General features: G+C 34.0%; 12 protein-coding genes and 2 tRNA genes. 2 read left to right on the top strand and 12 right to left on the bottom strand.

Annotated features, from left to right (window positions below; genetic code table 11):
* Positions 1-13: 13 nt before the first annotated feature.
* The 6 genes from SUDEN_RS03420 to SUDEN_RS03395 all read right to left on the bottom strand — a co-directional run bounded on the left by SUDEN_RS03420 (position 14) and on the right by SUDEN_RS03395 (position 6348).
* Positions 14-1012, bottom strand: a complete 999-nt coding sequence (locus tag SUDEN_RS03420) for an LPP20 family lipoprotein (protein WP_011372285.1) — start codon at positions 1010-1012, stop codon at positions 14-16.
* Entirely contained in the window at positions 1012-2016 is a 1005-nt protein-coding gene (locus tag SUDEN_RS03415; RefSeq protein WP_011372284.1) for a CsgG/HfaB family protein, read from the bottom strand. The genes SUDEN_RS03420 and SUDEN_RS03415 overlap by 1 nt, the downstream gene beginning before the upstream one ends.
* Before the next feature lie 46 nt (positions 2017-2062).
* Complete coding sequence (locus SUDEN_RS03410) at positions 2063-3178, bottom strand: BatD family protein (RefSeq protein WP_011372283.1); 1116 nt, start codon at positions 3176-3178, stop codon at positions 2063-2065.
* Positions 3159-4574, bottom strand: a complete 1416-nt coding sequence (locus tag SUDEN_RS03405) for a vWA domain-containing protein (protein ID WP_011372282.1) — start codon at positions 4572-4574, stop codon at positions 3159-3161. The genes SUDEN_RS03410 and SUDEN_RS03405 overlap by 20 nt, the downstream gene beginning before the upstream one ends.
* A complete protein-coding gene (locus tag SUDEN_RS03400; protein WP_011372281.1) occupies positions 4571-5494 on the bottom strand; it encodes a VWA domain-containing protein in 924 nt (307 codons plus the stop codon). Before SUDEN_RS03400 ends, SUDEN_RS03405 begins: the two co-directional genes overlap by 4 nt.
* A gap of 95 nt (positions 5495-5589) precedes the next feature.
* Positions 5590-6348 (bottom strand): complement resistance protein TraT, encoded by a 759-nt coding sequence (locus tag SUDEN_RS03395; RefSeq protein ID WP_011372280.1) that lies wholly within the window; start codon positions 6346-6348, stop codon positions 5590-5592.
* Between the two features lie 246 nt (positions 6349-6594).
* Between SUDEN_RS03395 and SUDEN_RS03390 the strand changes: the two genes are divergently transcribed.
* Together SUDEN_RS03390 and SUDEN_RS03385 are read left to right on the top strand one after the other, a co-directional pair.
* Positions 6595-6670, top strand: a tRNA-Lys gene (locus SUDEN_RS03390).
* Positions 6671-6692: 22 nt separating this feature from the next.
* Positions 6693-6767: transfer RNA gene (locus tag SUDEN_RS03385), tRNA-Glu, on the top strand.
* An 89-nt stretch (positions 6768-6856) separates the two neighbouring features.
* Here the strand turns inward: SUDEN_RS03385 and cysQ are convergent.
* The 6 genes from cysQ to SUDEN_RS03355 all read right to left on the bottom strand — a co-directional run bounded on the left by cysQ (position 6857) and on the right by SUDEN_RS03355 (position 13419).
* A complete protein-coding gene (cysQ, locus tag SUDEN_RS03380; protein ID WP_011372279.1) occupies positions 6857-7612 on the bottom strand; it encodes a 3'(2'),5'-bisphosphate nucleotidase CysQ in 756 nt (251 codons plus the stop codon).
* A 16-nt stretch (positions 7613-7628) separates the two neighbouring features.
* Positions 7629-9608 (bottom strand): GGDEF domain-containing protein, encoded by a 1980-nt coding sequence (locus SUDEN_RS03375; RefSeq protein ID WP_011372278.1) that lies wholly within the window; start codon positions 9606-9608, stop codon positions 7629-7631.
* An 88-nt stretch (positions 9609-9696) separates the two neighbouring features.
* Positions 9697-10398 (bottom strand): energy transducer TonB, encoded by a 702-nt coding sequence (locus SUDEN_RS03370; protein ID WP_011372277.1) that lies wholly within the window; start codon positions 10396-10398, stop codon positions 9697-9699.
* Positions 10399-10440: 42 nt separating this feature from the next.
* The gene (locus SUDEN_RS03365) at positions 10441-11616 is read right to left on the bottom strand and encodes an ammonium transporter (protein WP_011372276.1); all 1176 of its coding nucleotides are present in this window, start codon (positions 11614-11616) and stop codon (positions 10441-10443) included.
* An 85-nt stretch (positions 11617-11701) separates the two neighbouring features.
* Entirely contained in the window at positions 11702-12040 is a 339-nt protein-coding gene (locus SUDEN_RS03360; RefSeq protein ID WP_011372275.1) for a P-II family nitrogen regulator, read from the bottom strand.
* Between the two features lie 128 nt (positions 12041-12168).
* Positions 12169-13419: an ammonium transporter gene (locus SUDEN_RS03355; protein ID WP_011372274.1), complete on the bottom strand. Its 1251-nt coding sequence runs from the start codon at positions 13417-13419 to the stop codon at positions 12169-12171.
* Positions 13420-13508: the final 89 nt, after the last annotated feature.

Raw genomic sequence — 13508 nt, 5'->3', positions numbered from 1 at the left:
AATGACAATAAAATCAAAAATCAAGCCCTATAATTTTCTCAATTCCCTCTTTTTTTATCATATCACTAAACTTCAGTGAGAGACTCTGCTTTGCTATCTCATAGCCTTGCGTTGAGTGCCCTATGAGGTTTAATTTGTTTCCAGCGACTATCGAACCTTTGTCATCCTCTACACTAATCTCTATGGCAGAGCGCGCAAGAGTAAAGCCTAAAGATGTTGCCCTTTGAATATCTGATTTTATAAAAATCTTAAAGTGTCTATCTCTGCTCTTTTGTGAAGATTCTAATTTTTTTGCATTTAGCGCAGCTCTAAGCGGTGCTTCTAAGTTTGTTGAAGCACTATCTGTTTTTATCTCAAAGGTTATGGATGAGAGCAGTTCATCATAAGCAGTGTTGATTTTTTGCAATTTTTTTATATATTTCTCAGAAGCAAAACTGTTATTTAAAACGCTCATAACAGCCATTGTATCTGGCATATCTTCTAATTTTGCTTTTATCTTTTTGTATCTGCTTATCTGCTCTAATGCGTTAAATGACAAGAGTGATTTTAACTCTGCATCAGCCATAGAAAACTCCTGCTCCAGCTCCTGTTTTAGGCTTACAAAAAGCTTCTCCTTATCTGCTTGTATTAAAAGTATATGGTTTCTAAAACCAACCTCTTCATACTCTAATAGCTCATAACTGCTGATGCGAATCTTCCTTACGCTGCTTGAGACTATGTTTTGTACATCAAGTTGATTTATGTTTATCATCCCCTCTTGAACAAATTTTTTAGAGTTGTAACTTGACTCTATAGAGACACTTAGAGTTGAGGCCATCATATTTAGAGCATTTTTTAGAGCCACCTCTTTGCTCTCACCCTCACCTACGCTGTAGAGCTTTGTTTGTGAGCTTTGCGGAGGATTTACATACCACAGCGGAAGAGTTTTTTTTAAAGAGAGATTTATCTCATCTTTTGCGCTGCATCCAAAGAGAAAAAATATGGTTATAAAAAAGATGATTATTTGTTTCATTATTGATTCAACTGCTGTGTAGCTCTGTTATGTTTTTTTATTAGCTCTTCAATTCTAAGAGTTGCGCTGCTTATCTCTTCTACTGGTTTTATCATCAAATCATCCGCCATTTTGTAATACTCTTTAGCCTCTTGGTAGTTCCCCTCAGCCTCTTTTACTACTCCTAAATTATAAAAAGCTACATAACTTTTTTTATTTGTTGAGTCTATGAGATCTATCAAAAATTTCTGCGCTTTATCATATCTATCTTGTTTTATATACTCTATCGAAACCTCAAGGAGCTCTTTATCTTTAGATGTATATTTGATATCTGGAGTATCAAGAAGGGTGACTTCAAAGTAGCGATAGTGAGGAGTTAGTTTGGAAGTAAACTCATCTGCGATTATATTTGCTAAGTTTTGTGCGACTATCTCAACTGATGGAAGCGAGCGTGAATCATCAACGCAGTGACTCCACTCGCCAGATTTATTAAAAGTGTTTGCATATATAATATCCCCTTTTGCAATATCTATCATGCGCAAATCAGCCGAGAGTCCTATGTTTCTTTTTATGCATCTTACGCTGTACTCCGATACACTCTTGCATTTCTTATCGTTACATCTAATGCGTCTCTCATAATAAGTAGTATCATTAAATGCAACTCTCCCTACTCCACCAGATATAATAGCCTCCGCACCTAATATATTTCCGACCTCAACTGCTGTTGAGATATCGACTAAACCGCTGTTTTGTATCTTTTGCTCACTAATTATCTTATCAAAATCTTTTCTAGAGATGAGCGTAAAGTAACTTTTATCATCTATTTTTTTAGAGATGATTTTTGTCTCTATCTTATTTGAAAGTCCAACTGAGTCATTTTCAAAGTTTGTAACACTGATTTTTCTGGTAAGTGTTGCACGGTCAATTTCGGCAGGCTCAAGCGCTCTTATAGCTACTCTATGCGAACATCCAGCCAGAAAAACTGTAAGTAAAAACGCTAAGATTAGCCATTTTAAAACTTGCATAATTAACATACCACCATAATGTTTATCTCTTTTATCACTATTTTAATCAAAATCTCTTAAACTCTCTACAGATTGCTTTTGCCTCTTTAAGAGTAGTAACCCTAGCGGCCTCTATATCTTTAATGAGAGAGTCATATTTTTTAGGATTCTCTAGCACTAAGAGAACCATCAACTCATCTAAAGAGTTTACATTATCTATTTTTTTATAAAAAATCTCATCTTTATTATCCATATTTGGCTCTCTTTTTATCTTTACCTTTGAGACTAAAAAGCCAGCTAAAAATGTAAGCAGATAGTAGAGGTAAGATATCTCAAAATGCCACTTCTTCTCATCAACTTTATCTAAAAGCTCCTCTTTTACAAAACCGCTCTCAACTTTTACATCAATAGCCTCAATGACTAGTTTTTGCTCTTTCTCATCTTTGAGGCTAAAGTAAGTTATCTCTAGCTTTGGAATTGTAAAATCTTTATCAGCAACAAAGGCAAATTTTTGACTCAACTCTCCTTTAATTCCATCCTTGCTTAACTCTTTTTTTAGAGCCACTTCTCCCGCAAAAACTCTCACACCAGCTATCTCAAAAACTAAAGGCTCTATTACTTCAAAATCACCCAAACCTTTTATGGTAATGCTTAGATGATATGGCTCATGTGCCTTTACATGTGGCTCTCTCTTTTTTACCTCAAGAGTAAAATCTCCTACAAGTTGTGTCTGCGTCTCTTTTATCTCAACTTTAAAACTTTGCTGTTTTATACGCTCTTTAACGACTTGCTCTTTTTTAAAATTGTCTCTTCCTATTACAGTCTCTTCAATAGATTCTCTTGTTGTTTTTTTCATAAAAGCTTCAAAAGAGATATCTATCTCTGCTGCCTTTTTTGCAAAAAGAACCAACTCATAACTGTTTATCTTTTTTCCATCTATTATGGTTGAGTTTTCTCTTAAAATCTCTACTCTATATCCCTCATAATCCCCTCTGGGATTAAACTCTATACTATAGAGTTCTGCTTTGTCACTAAATACACACTCATATTTCATGTATATTGCCTCATTGACATAAGCGCTTTTTTTACTAATAAAACTGCTCCACTCATAAGTTGAAGCAAAGAGAGAGACTTGTAAAAACAGAGTTGCGATTAAAAATATTTTACCAAGGTTTTTTTTCATCAACACTCCTCTTATTTATAAGCTCATACTGCTTTGAGCTTAGTTTTGCTTTACCACTATTTAAGTTTATACTGTTTTGCATCTCTGTTTTTTTACCCTTGTTTTCTGCTGCGCCACTTGAAGCTGCACTTACTTGCATATTTGAGCCACCGCCCTCTTTTTGTTTCTCTTCACTGCTCTGTTTTTTAGCCAATGATGATTTGTCACTGCTTTTCTCTTTGCCTCTGCTCATCTTTTTCTCCTCATCAGCATCAATAATATGCTCCAAGTTTTCATCAGCCTCTAAAGAGTAGTTTAGTGTCAATGATTTTAAGTACGCCTCTCTTGCTTTTGCAAACTCTTTTAATCTTACGAGCGAGTTGCCTATATTGTAGTAAATTATGGACTTTGTCTCGCTATCGTTGGACTTTGTCATCTCAAAATTTTCCAAAGCACTCTCATACTCTCCTGCTTTATAAAACTCTACAGCTTTATTAAAGTTTTTATCTGCATTTAACTCAACTCCAAAAAGTAGCAAAAACATTATCAAAAACCTCTTTAAAGTGGTAACACTTAGTAGAAATGTGATAATAGCTAATGCTATAAAGTAGTAAAAAAGCTCAATATTTCTCATAATTTTTACTTCACTTTTGTACTCATCTCTATCCATATCATTCAAAGCGTTAAGAAGTTCATCAAAATCTTTTGTATAAACTCCGCCTGTTGCTTGGGCTATAGCTTTTATAGAGCTATTTTGACGGCTTATGACTATATCTCCACTCTCATCTTTTAGAAGTTCTCCGCCATCAACTCTTAGAACTCCGCCTATCTCTGAAGCAATCATAAAAATATTTACAACTAAATTACTCTTTTTTGCAAAAGTGGCCTCTGCGCTATACTCAAGTTTATCAGCTCCATCACTAAAGATAACAACTCTAGCTCTCTTTGAAGATGATATCTCTCTTGCGAGCTTAAGAGCAGACATAACATCACTCCCTTTAGTTATTATAAATTTCTCATCAAGTGAGTCAAAGAGATGTTCCAAAAGCTCTCTATCTTCTGTTAATGGAGAGAGAATAATGGCGTTTGTAGTAAATCCCAAAACCGCAAATCTACTCTTTTGTTTTTCATAAAGCAGTTTTTTTAACATCTGTTTTGAGTATGCTAATCTTGAGGGTTCTATATCTTGAGCATACATTGAAAAAGATAAATCTTGAGCAATAATCACATCACTCAAAAACTGCTCACTCTTTATTGGTTCTTGCTCTATAACTGGTCTGCTAAGAGCTAAAACTATAAAGATAAAAGTTAACATGTAACCATAAAAAGTAACTCTGTACTCTCTAAAATCTCTTTTGACAAAGAAAAGAGCTAAAATGAGCACTAGCCAGAGGTAGCTTGGATAAAGAAGTGTCATCTGCTCATCTCTCTTTTAAGCAAATAGAGCAAAAGAAGAAGTGCAATAAGCAAAAATAGATAGTAGTTGTACTCTTTTAGAAGATAATCTCTGCTCTTTATCTTTGAAGATTCTAGCTCATCAATATGTTCATAAATCTCTTTTAGCTCTTTTGCATTTGTTGCATAAAAAAACTCTCCTCCACTCTCATCGGCTATCTTTTTTAGGAGTGCTTCATCAGCCTCGCCTCTGTTGCCCATGCCGATTGTATAAATCTTTATATTTTCTTCTTTTGCCAAAACAAGAGCATCTTTTGGAGAGATATCTCCGCTGTTATGCTCTCCATCGGTTAGTAAAACAACTATCTTGCTCTTTGCCTTTGAGTGTTTAAATGCTCTTAAACTCATAGCAATCGCTTCCCCAATTGCTGTATTTTGTCCAGCCATTCCTTGGTTTAGATAACTTAGCATCTCAATAATTATATTTTTCTCATAAGTAATTGGAGAGGCTATAAAAGCAAAATCTCCATATAAAACTATCCCAACATTATCACTTAATCTTTTTTGGATAAACTCAGATGCTACTATCTTAGCTATCTCAAACCTACTAAGCTTTTGTGGTAAGGCTGCTTCACCCTCAAAATCAAATCCTGTACTGTTCATGGAGCCACTCGCGTCAATTGCCAAAACTATATCTTTTCCATTTCTATTTAGCGGATCTACTCTATCAACTAAAATTGGCGAAGAAAGAGCGATAGATAAAAGTACAAAAATTGCTATTTTGAGTATCCACTCAGGCTTATAAAAACTCTTCTTTGGGGATAAAAAATGAAGATGTACAAAGTATATAGGTTTTAAATACTCTTTGCATCTGTACAAACAGTATAGTATTGGGAGAAGTAGGAGTATAAGGAAAGGGTACTCAAAACTAAAATAGTTCACTTACACTCCAAGATATTTTTTAAAAGAGCTATTTTAGCTAAATAGTTTTAATTATTCTATTACATATTTGATGGCAAAAATGCCATCAAATTAGATTAAAATATTCCAGACATAGACTTAGCAAGTGCAGATTCTAGAACTGGCTGAGCCTCTTCAAATTTTAAATTCATTTTATTTGCAGTACTAACAATACGAGTGCGGTAAGTTTTCCACTCAACTTTACCGCCTTGGATATCTTGTTTTGTAGTAGTTGAGCTTCCTTGAGCAAGATTTGCTTTTTGAGTTTGAGTTACAACTTCACCCTCTAATGGTCTCTCTCTTATTTGCAAGTCCGTTACCATAACAAACATTGTATCTTCAACTAACGCATCGCCCAAAAATCCTAAAGCAGCTCCAGCTAAGCCAACGCCTGCCATAGTTTTATTTCCACCGCCAAGTGCAGCTGCTGTTGCTACACCAGCTGCTGCACCAGTAACTCCTGCACCAAATCCAGAACCTAAGAATGATTGTGTCTCTCTAAGGTCAGATTTTCCAACTTTTAAAATATTTCCTTGAAGCATATAAGTAGCCTCTTTTGGGTTTTGAGTTATTTTATACCCTCTGTTTAAAAAAGCTGCTTCTACACCTTGTTTTACATTAACTTCTTTATCTGAAGTATTTCTAATATCAAGATAGACAATTCTCTCTTCAGGTGCCACAGGCTCTAAAAATATAGTTTCGGACATTTTTGTCTGCACATCTAAATCTTTCTTCTTAATCGCAGTATTCATAGCACTACATCCGCTAAAACCAAGACCCATCGCTAAAAAGCTTCCTGTTAAAATTAGAGTTGCTACTCTTAATTTATTCTTCATAAATATCCTTTGTTTTTAAATAACAATAAAAAGATACTAAAAAAACATAAAATAAATAGTTAAATATTTTATTTTATTTTTAAATAACTTATTTGTTTCTTCTAGTAACATAATTTTTTTTGATTTTTATCTGAATCTTCATCTTTTAAACGTAAAATAAAAAAATTTGAAATTCTTACTATTTTTTCTTGACTTAAAAAACCTATTTGTCTATAATTCCCATCCACAAACACTATGTTTGTTTATGTCTTGTTAGCTCAGCTGGTAGAGCATCTCACTTTTAATGAGGTGGCCGATGGTTCGAATCCATCACAGGACACCATTTTTACAAAACGCTAAAGAGTGGCCCCGTCGTCTAGCGGTCAGGATCCATGGTTTTCATCCATGTTACAGGAGTTCGATTCTCCTCGGGGTCACCACTCACAAACTCCCTAAAATAACAAATTTTTATATTTTTACTCGCTTTATAAACTTTTAATCTCTTGAGCATTAAACTCAAATTTGCACTTTACTTTACCACAAACCAAGGATTTAATAAATTTTCTTTATTATAAACTAGCGGTATCTCGGTATCAAACTGATAACTCATTTTTCCACTCTCTCTAACTATTGCATCAGCAGCGGCAGTATCCCACTCTGTAGTTGGAGCTAATCGTGGGTAGATGTCAGCACTTCCCTCTGCTACCATACAAAGTTTTAGTGAACTTCCGACCGAGAGTTGTTCTACCTCTTTTGTATCAAGATTATCTATAAATACTTGAGTTTGAGGCGATAGATGAGATTTTGAAACTACTACTAAGAGCTTCTCTTTTTTATTAGAATTTATTTTTAAAGGCAGTTTTTCTCCATTAAAAAATGCGCCTTTACCTTGCAAAGCCCAGTACATGCCATTTAATGCAGGAGCATATACAACTCCAAGGATGGGAGAGTTTTTGTGGATAAGGGCAATATTTACAGTGAACTCACCATTTTTCTTTATGAACTCTTTAGTTCCATCAATCGGGTCAATGCACCAGTAATATTCCCAATTTTTTCTAGTTTTATATTCTGGGATTTTATTCTCTTCTGAGAGAATTGGGATGTTTGGATATAGTTTAAACAGAGAGCTACAGATGATTTCATTTGCTTTTATATCTGCCTCAGTGAGGGGAGAGGAGTCATCTTTATATTCTATATGAAAATCTTTTGTATAAATTTTCATGATGGCATCACCAGCTTCTTGCGCTATCTTTTTTACAGTCTCAATATCAATTATATGAATCATCTTAAATACCCCAGATTTAAAGAGCTACAACTCTGTTTCTACCCTCATCTTTTGCACTGTACAAAGCTGTATCTAAGCGCTTGATAAAACTGCTCTTATCCTCATCTTTTATGTATGAGGTTACTCCAAAACTACATGTAATCTTTCCAAGAGTCTCATAATTAACACTCTCTATGGCGACTCTTAGCTTCTCTGCAAGTATTGAAGCATTTTTAGACTCTGTTTGGGGACATAAAACTATAAACTCTTCTCCGCCCCATCTAACAAAAACATCTAAATGCCTAATATTTTTACTAACAATCTCTACTGTTTTTCTGATTACATTATCCCCTTCATCATGTCCATATGTATCATTTATTCTTTTAAAATGGTCTATATCAATCATAATAAGAGATAGATTGCTATTATATCTAGCTGAACGCTCCATCTCTATTTTAATAATCTCTTCAAATTTACGTCTATTATAGATGCCTGTTAAATTGTCTGTATTTGCCATTTTTTCAAGAGTTTTATTCATAGCTTTGAGTTCGCTAATATCCCTAGCAATGCTGATTATATAACTCTTGTCTTTCTCTTTTATAAGCTTACATGTAATCTCTATAGGCAATATTTTTCCGTCTTTTGTTCTATGGCTAACTTCAAGAACTGCTTTTTCTTTTTTACTAAGCTGCTCTTGCAAGTTTGCTAAATTCTCTTCATAAATTTCAGCACTATTTTTTTCATCACTATAATCAAGTTCTTGGACTTTCATGCCAAGCATCTCACTTTTTGTGTATCCTCTTGTTATGTATGATGCTTCATTTAAATATATAAAATTTCCATCTAAATCATGAACAAAAATTGACTCAGTTACGGAGTTTAAAAGTTTTGATTGGAACTCTAACTCTTTACTTGTTTTGTACCTCTGAGTAATATCTTGTGCGGTTCCTGTAATTCTCTTAACATTTCCAAGCATATCGTACTCAACTCTTCCCTTTTGATAGATTATTTTTTCTATATTATTACCCAATACAACTCTATAACTCAAAGAGTAATCACACTTCTGTTTTATAGCATTTTGGAACATTTCTTGAAATGACTGCCTATCTTCAGGATGAATAAAGTTCATAATAGTTTCATAAGTAGGAGTAAACTCATCTGAATCAACTTCAAATATATTGAACAGCTCATCAGACCATAGAATAGAACCATCCTCTAAATCATAATCCCAACTACCTATACGAGTAAGCTCTTGTGCCTCTTTGAGAAGTCTATTTGTTTTTGAGAGCTGTTCTGTTCGAATGGCTACCTGCTCCTCTAGATTCTTATTTAAATCTGCAATCTCGTTATATTTTTCCATAAAATGGTTATACAAAAAGGAGTGCTCTTTTACAAAAAATCTTAACTTCTTTAATTTATGATTTTTGATGTTGTTGTTTAATTTCATAAGAGGATAGACATTTAAAAAATATAAAATTAAAAAGAGAAGAAGAGCTACAAAAATAAAATATAGCATATATTTAACTATAAGAGATTGAACATTTTTTTCACTATTTAGCAGATATTTGGCATCTAAATCAACAATCAATTTTAGCTCTATATTTTTTTCTTTATCAAAATAGCTAAAATTTGCATAAAAAGAGACATCTTCTTTAACTCTACTTATGTCCGCACTATTTACATAAACAGACTCTTTTACACTACCATTTTGAGATGTCGAGAGAACTATTTTATCATCAACGCTCACATGAATTGCATCATACTCTTTATGCAGTTCTACACTTTTTTTAAGCATTGGCAATAGCGTTTCCATGCCGCCTTTTTCTATTACAGGAACTACAAGGTATCCAAGATTTAAAATATTGACTTTTATACGCTCTATGTCTTGAGTTTTAAAATGCTCTTTCGTTGCGCTATAGCCAAGGAAAACAATCAAAAAGAGAAGAGTTGTTACAAAAAAAATTATTAAAAAATTAATTTTTTTGAGTGATATACTATTGTTATATTTGTTCTTCAAATATCCCTCCAATGATTAAATATTGTTACTGCTACTGTTTGAGTATATCATCTTATTTTAATAGATATTTTGATTTATGTCAGTTTTTTTACTTTAGCTTGTAGTTTATAGGAATGGTTAATGTTATCTCTCTGTTTGGCTTTGGAAATTTTTCAGAAAGTTCTTCTATCGTTGTTATAGCTGCTCTGCTTAATATATCACTCCCAGAATCTACTACATGTATATTGCATACCTTTGCGTTTGTATCTAATGTAAAGCTAACCTTCACCACACCTGTGATATTTCTTTTTCTTGCACTAATTGGGTAGTAGAGATTCTCTCTTAGAAGTTCTAATATTTTTTGACTATTTATCTCACTGTACTCTTCTTGTGGGCTTGGTTGCTTTAGAGGCTCTGATGGAGCTGTTTTTTGGATTTGTTTTGGAGTTTCATCTAATTGTTTTACTGGAACAATATCTCTATTTTGTGTTATTTGCTCTTTTTTTACTTCTACAATATTCTCTACTTTTTTCTCTTGTACTATCTCTTCTTTTGCTTTTTTTTCAACTACTTTTCTCTCTTTTTTAATCTCTTTTATTTTTTTTGGGCTCTCTTTTGGCAGACAAACTTCCTCTTTAGGGGTCTCTATCTCTTGGGTTTTTTCTTGGAACTCTATCATTGAAATATTTAGAGCTATTTTTTGCTCCTCTTCTTTAACTTCAATATAACTCTTTGACATAAAGAAAATAAAAATTATTAAAAGTGCATGTATAAAAAGTGAGATAAAAAATGAGTTGCTATGTCTAATCATATTGAAATGGTAACTAAATTATAATTACCATTTAATTAAAAACTATATAGCTCTTCTAAACTCTGGATATGCCTCAACACCACACTCATTAATATCCATACCCATAAGTTGTGCTTCATTATCTGCTCTAAACTTGAAGAATTTGTTAATGATAAATAAAACAGTATAAGAGATGCTAAATACAAACATACCTATCAAAAAAACACCTTTTAACTGCGCCATAAAAGAGATATTTTGTATAAAAATTCCAACTGCGAGAGTTCCCCATATACCATTTATTAAGTGAACAGATAGCGCTCCAACTGGGTCATCTAATTTTAACTTATCAAAAAGAGGTACAGCAAATACAACTAAAGCACCTCCGATTAGCCCAATAAGAATGGGTGTGTACATGTCATACAAATCAGCTGCCGCCGTAACTGCAACAAGCCCTCCTAGTGCACCGTTTAAAATCATTGTAATATCAAAAAGTTTATATCTAATATACATAATAACTCCAGCGATTATCGCACCGCAGAGTCCCGCCGTATTTGTATTCATAATAGTTTTTGCAACAAGATTAGCACTCTCAACACTTGAGATAGAGCCAACACTTCCGCCATTAAAACCAAACCAGCCTATCCAAAGCAAAAAAGCTCCAAGAACAACTAGCGGAATATTTGAAGCTGGGATAACTTTTACTCTGCCCTCTTGATATCGCCCTCTTCTTGAGCCAACTATAAAAAGTGCCGCTAAAAGCGCCCAGCCGCCTGTTGAGTGTATTACAGTAGATCCAGCCAAATCATACATGCTCAAGTCTAAAAATGTATCCCTTAACATATCAGCACCCCAGCTAATATTAACAACCATTGGATAAATCACAGACCCCATGATAATAGTAAAAATAGCTAAAGGGATGATTCTAACTCTCTCACTCACACCACCACTTACGATGTTAATACTCTTGCCAACAAATGCCATCTGAAACATTACAATAGCCCAAATACTACTTGTTGAACTATCAAAACTTCCAAAAGCCACCTTATAACCAAAGAGCAAAAATGCTAAAGAAGCTACTGCATAAATCATTACATTTGTTGTCAAAACGGCTGAAACATTCTTTGTTCTAACCAAACCAGCCTCAAGCATTGCAAAACCTGGAACCATAAAGATAATGAGTGTCATAGCAAAGAGTGTAAAGAAAGTGTCTATGATGTATTTAAAATCTGTTTCTAGCATATAAAATCCTTCAATGTTCATTGAAGAAAATTATAGCTTATAAGATTGTAGAGGATTTTTTTTATTGATTAATTTTTAATCAATTTTATATTGCTTCGCTGTCAGTCTCACCAGTACGAATACGAATAATCTTTTCAATATCACTTACAAATATCTTTCCATCGCCTATTTTGCCAGTTCTTGCAGCTTCAACTATTGTTGTTGTTACTTGCTCAACATTTTCATCATCAACTACTATTTCTATTTTTATCTTTGGAAGAAAATCGACAACATACTCAGCACCACGATAAAGTTCGCTATGCCCTTTTTGACGGCCGTACCCCTTAACTTCGCTTACAGTCATACCAGTTATCCCTATCTCTGCTAAGGCATCTTTTACATCTTCTAACTTAAAAGGTTTAATAACCGCTTCTACTCTTTTCATAATAATTTCTCCAAATTTAGTTTAAAATTGTAACCATTTTTACCATTTTAGGCAAACCATCTATTTTAATGCAAAATGAGCAATACCTAAAAAAGATGATATACCCACCAATTTTGCTATATCGATGTCTAAAGATTTATAACCTTTTCTCCATGTAGCATCTCATCCAAACCTCTGCTCTCACTCTCATCATCTACTCTTCCACCGCCTGTGAGTACAGATGCTATAAAATAAACTGCTGTTGTTGCAAGGGCACTGTAGAGTATAGTCAAACCAATAGTTTTAAACTGGCTTAAAAGCTGAGAAGCCATATTGTAATCCTCACTTATAGCATAGGGAGCTATAAATATAGCAGTTGCAATAGAACCCCAGATACCAACCAAACCATGAATCCAAAATGCATCAAGAGCATCATCTACTTTAAACATATTTTTAAGTTTTGTCACACCCAAAAAGCCTATAACTCCGCCTACTAAACCTATAATAATAGCACCATCAACTCCTGCACTTCCAGAAGCTGGAGTAATAGCAACAAGTCCTGCAACCGCACCTGAAGCTCCCCCTATTAAAGTTGCTTTTTTATAAACTAACCACTCTGCAATAATCCAGCCAATAACACCAAGAGATGCTGCAACATTTGTAACTAAAAATGCAGAAGCCGCCACACCATCAGAGGAGAGTTGTGAACCTGCATTGAAACCAAACCATCCAAACCATAAGAGCGATGCGCCAAGAACTACAAGTAGTGGAGAAAAGGGCTTAATAGCAACTTTGCCATAATCTCTTCTGCGCCCAAGTATCATAGCAACAACAAAACCAGCGATACCTGCATTTAAGTGAACAACTGTTCCTCCCGCAAAATCCATCTCACCAAAGTTAAGAGTCTCTCCTCCACCCCATGCCCAGTGAGTAACAGGTGCATAAACTAGGGCAACCCAAAGAGCAGCAAAAACTATATATGTAGAAAATTTTACACGCTCTATCATAGAACTGTTAGCTATTGCTACGGCAATTGCTGCAAAAGTTCCCTGAAATGCAACAAAAAGAAGCTCTGGAATCGTTCCGCGCAAAGAGTTAGAACTAATATCATGTAGCATTATTTTACCGCTTCCAATAATATCACCATCTCCAAATGCAATGGAGTATCCTACTACAACCCACACAACTGTTCCTACTGCATAAGCACCTAAGCTCATACTCATTGTGTTTAATACATTTTTTGAACGGGTCAAACCACCATAAAATAATGCCAACCCAGCTGGTGTCATAAGCATTACAAAAGCAGTTGCTACCAACATCCAAGCTGTATCACCACTATTTAATACATCTTGTGCAAACACAAAAGATGGTAAAAATAGACTTAAGAGATACCATTTCATTTTCTAATCCTTTATATAACTTTCTTGCTAAAATTATATACACTTAGATTATTAAATTAATCAAAAATATGATTATTTTTTAATCAATT

Origin of the sequence: Sulfurimonas denitrificans DSM 1251 (genome assembly GCF_000012965.1) — a bacterium.
Classification (GTDB): Bacteria; Campylobacterota; Campylobacteria; order Campylobacterales; family Sulfurimonadaceae; genus Sulfurimonas; species Sulfurimonas denitrificans.
Note: the sequence above shows the minus strand (reverse complement) of the source record. Positions and strands in the feature narration are given on the sequence as shown.

Excerpts from the sequence above, each read along its gene's own strand:
- SUDEN_RS03420 (WP_011372285.1), bottom strand. The coding sequence starts at position 1,012 with ATGAAACAAATAATCATCTTTTTTATAACCATATTTTTTCTCTTTGGA.
- SUDEN_RS03415 (WP_011372284.1), bottom strand. The coding sequence starts at position 2,016 with ATGCAAGTTTTAAAATGGCTAATCTTAGCGTTTTTACTTACAGTTTTT.
- SUDEN_RS03410 (WP_011372283.1), bottom strand. The coding sequence starts at position 3,178 with ATGAAAAAAAACCTTGGTAAAATATTTTTAATCGCAACTCTGTTTTTA.
- SUDEN_RS03405 (WP_011372282.1), bottom strand. The coding sequence starts at position 4,574 with ATGACACTTCTTTATCCAAGCTACCTCTGGCTAGTGCTCATTTTAGCT.
- SUDEN_RS03395 (WP_011372280.1), bottom strand. The coding sequence starts at position 6,348 with ATGAAGAATAAATTAAGAGTAGCAACTCTAATTTTAACAGGAAGCTTT.
- cysQ (WP_011372279.1), bottom strand. The coding sequence starts at position 7,612 with ATGATTCATATAATTGATATTGAGACTGTAAAAAAGATAGCGCAAGAA.
- SUDEN_RS03370 (WP_011372277.1), bottom strand. The coding sequence starts at position 10,398 with ATGATTAGACATAGCAACTCATTTTTTATCTCACTTTTTATACATGCA.
- SUDEN_RS03365 (WP_011372276.1), bottom strand. The coding sequence starts at position 11,616 with ATGCTAGAAACAGATTTTAAATACATCATAGACACTTTCTTTACACTC.
- SUDEN_RS03360 (WP_011372275.1), bottom strand. The coding sequence starts at position 12,040 with ATGAAAAGAGTAGAAGCGGTTATTAAACCTTTTAAGTTAGAAGATGTA.
- SUDEN_RS03355 (WP_011372274.1), bottom strand. The coding sequence starts at position 13,419 with ATGAAATGGTATCTCTTAAGTCTATTTTTACCATCTTTTGTGTTTGCA.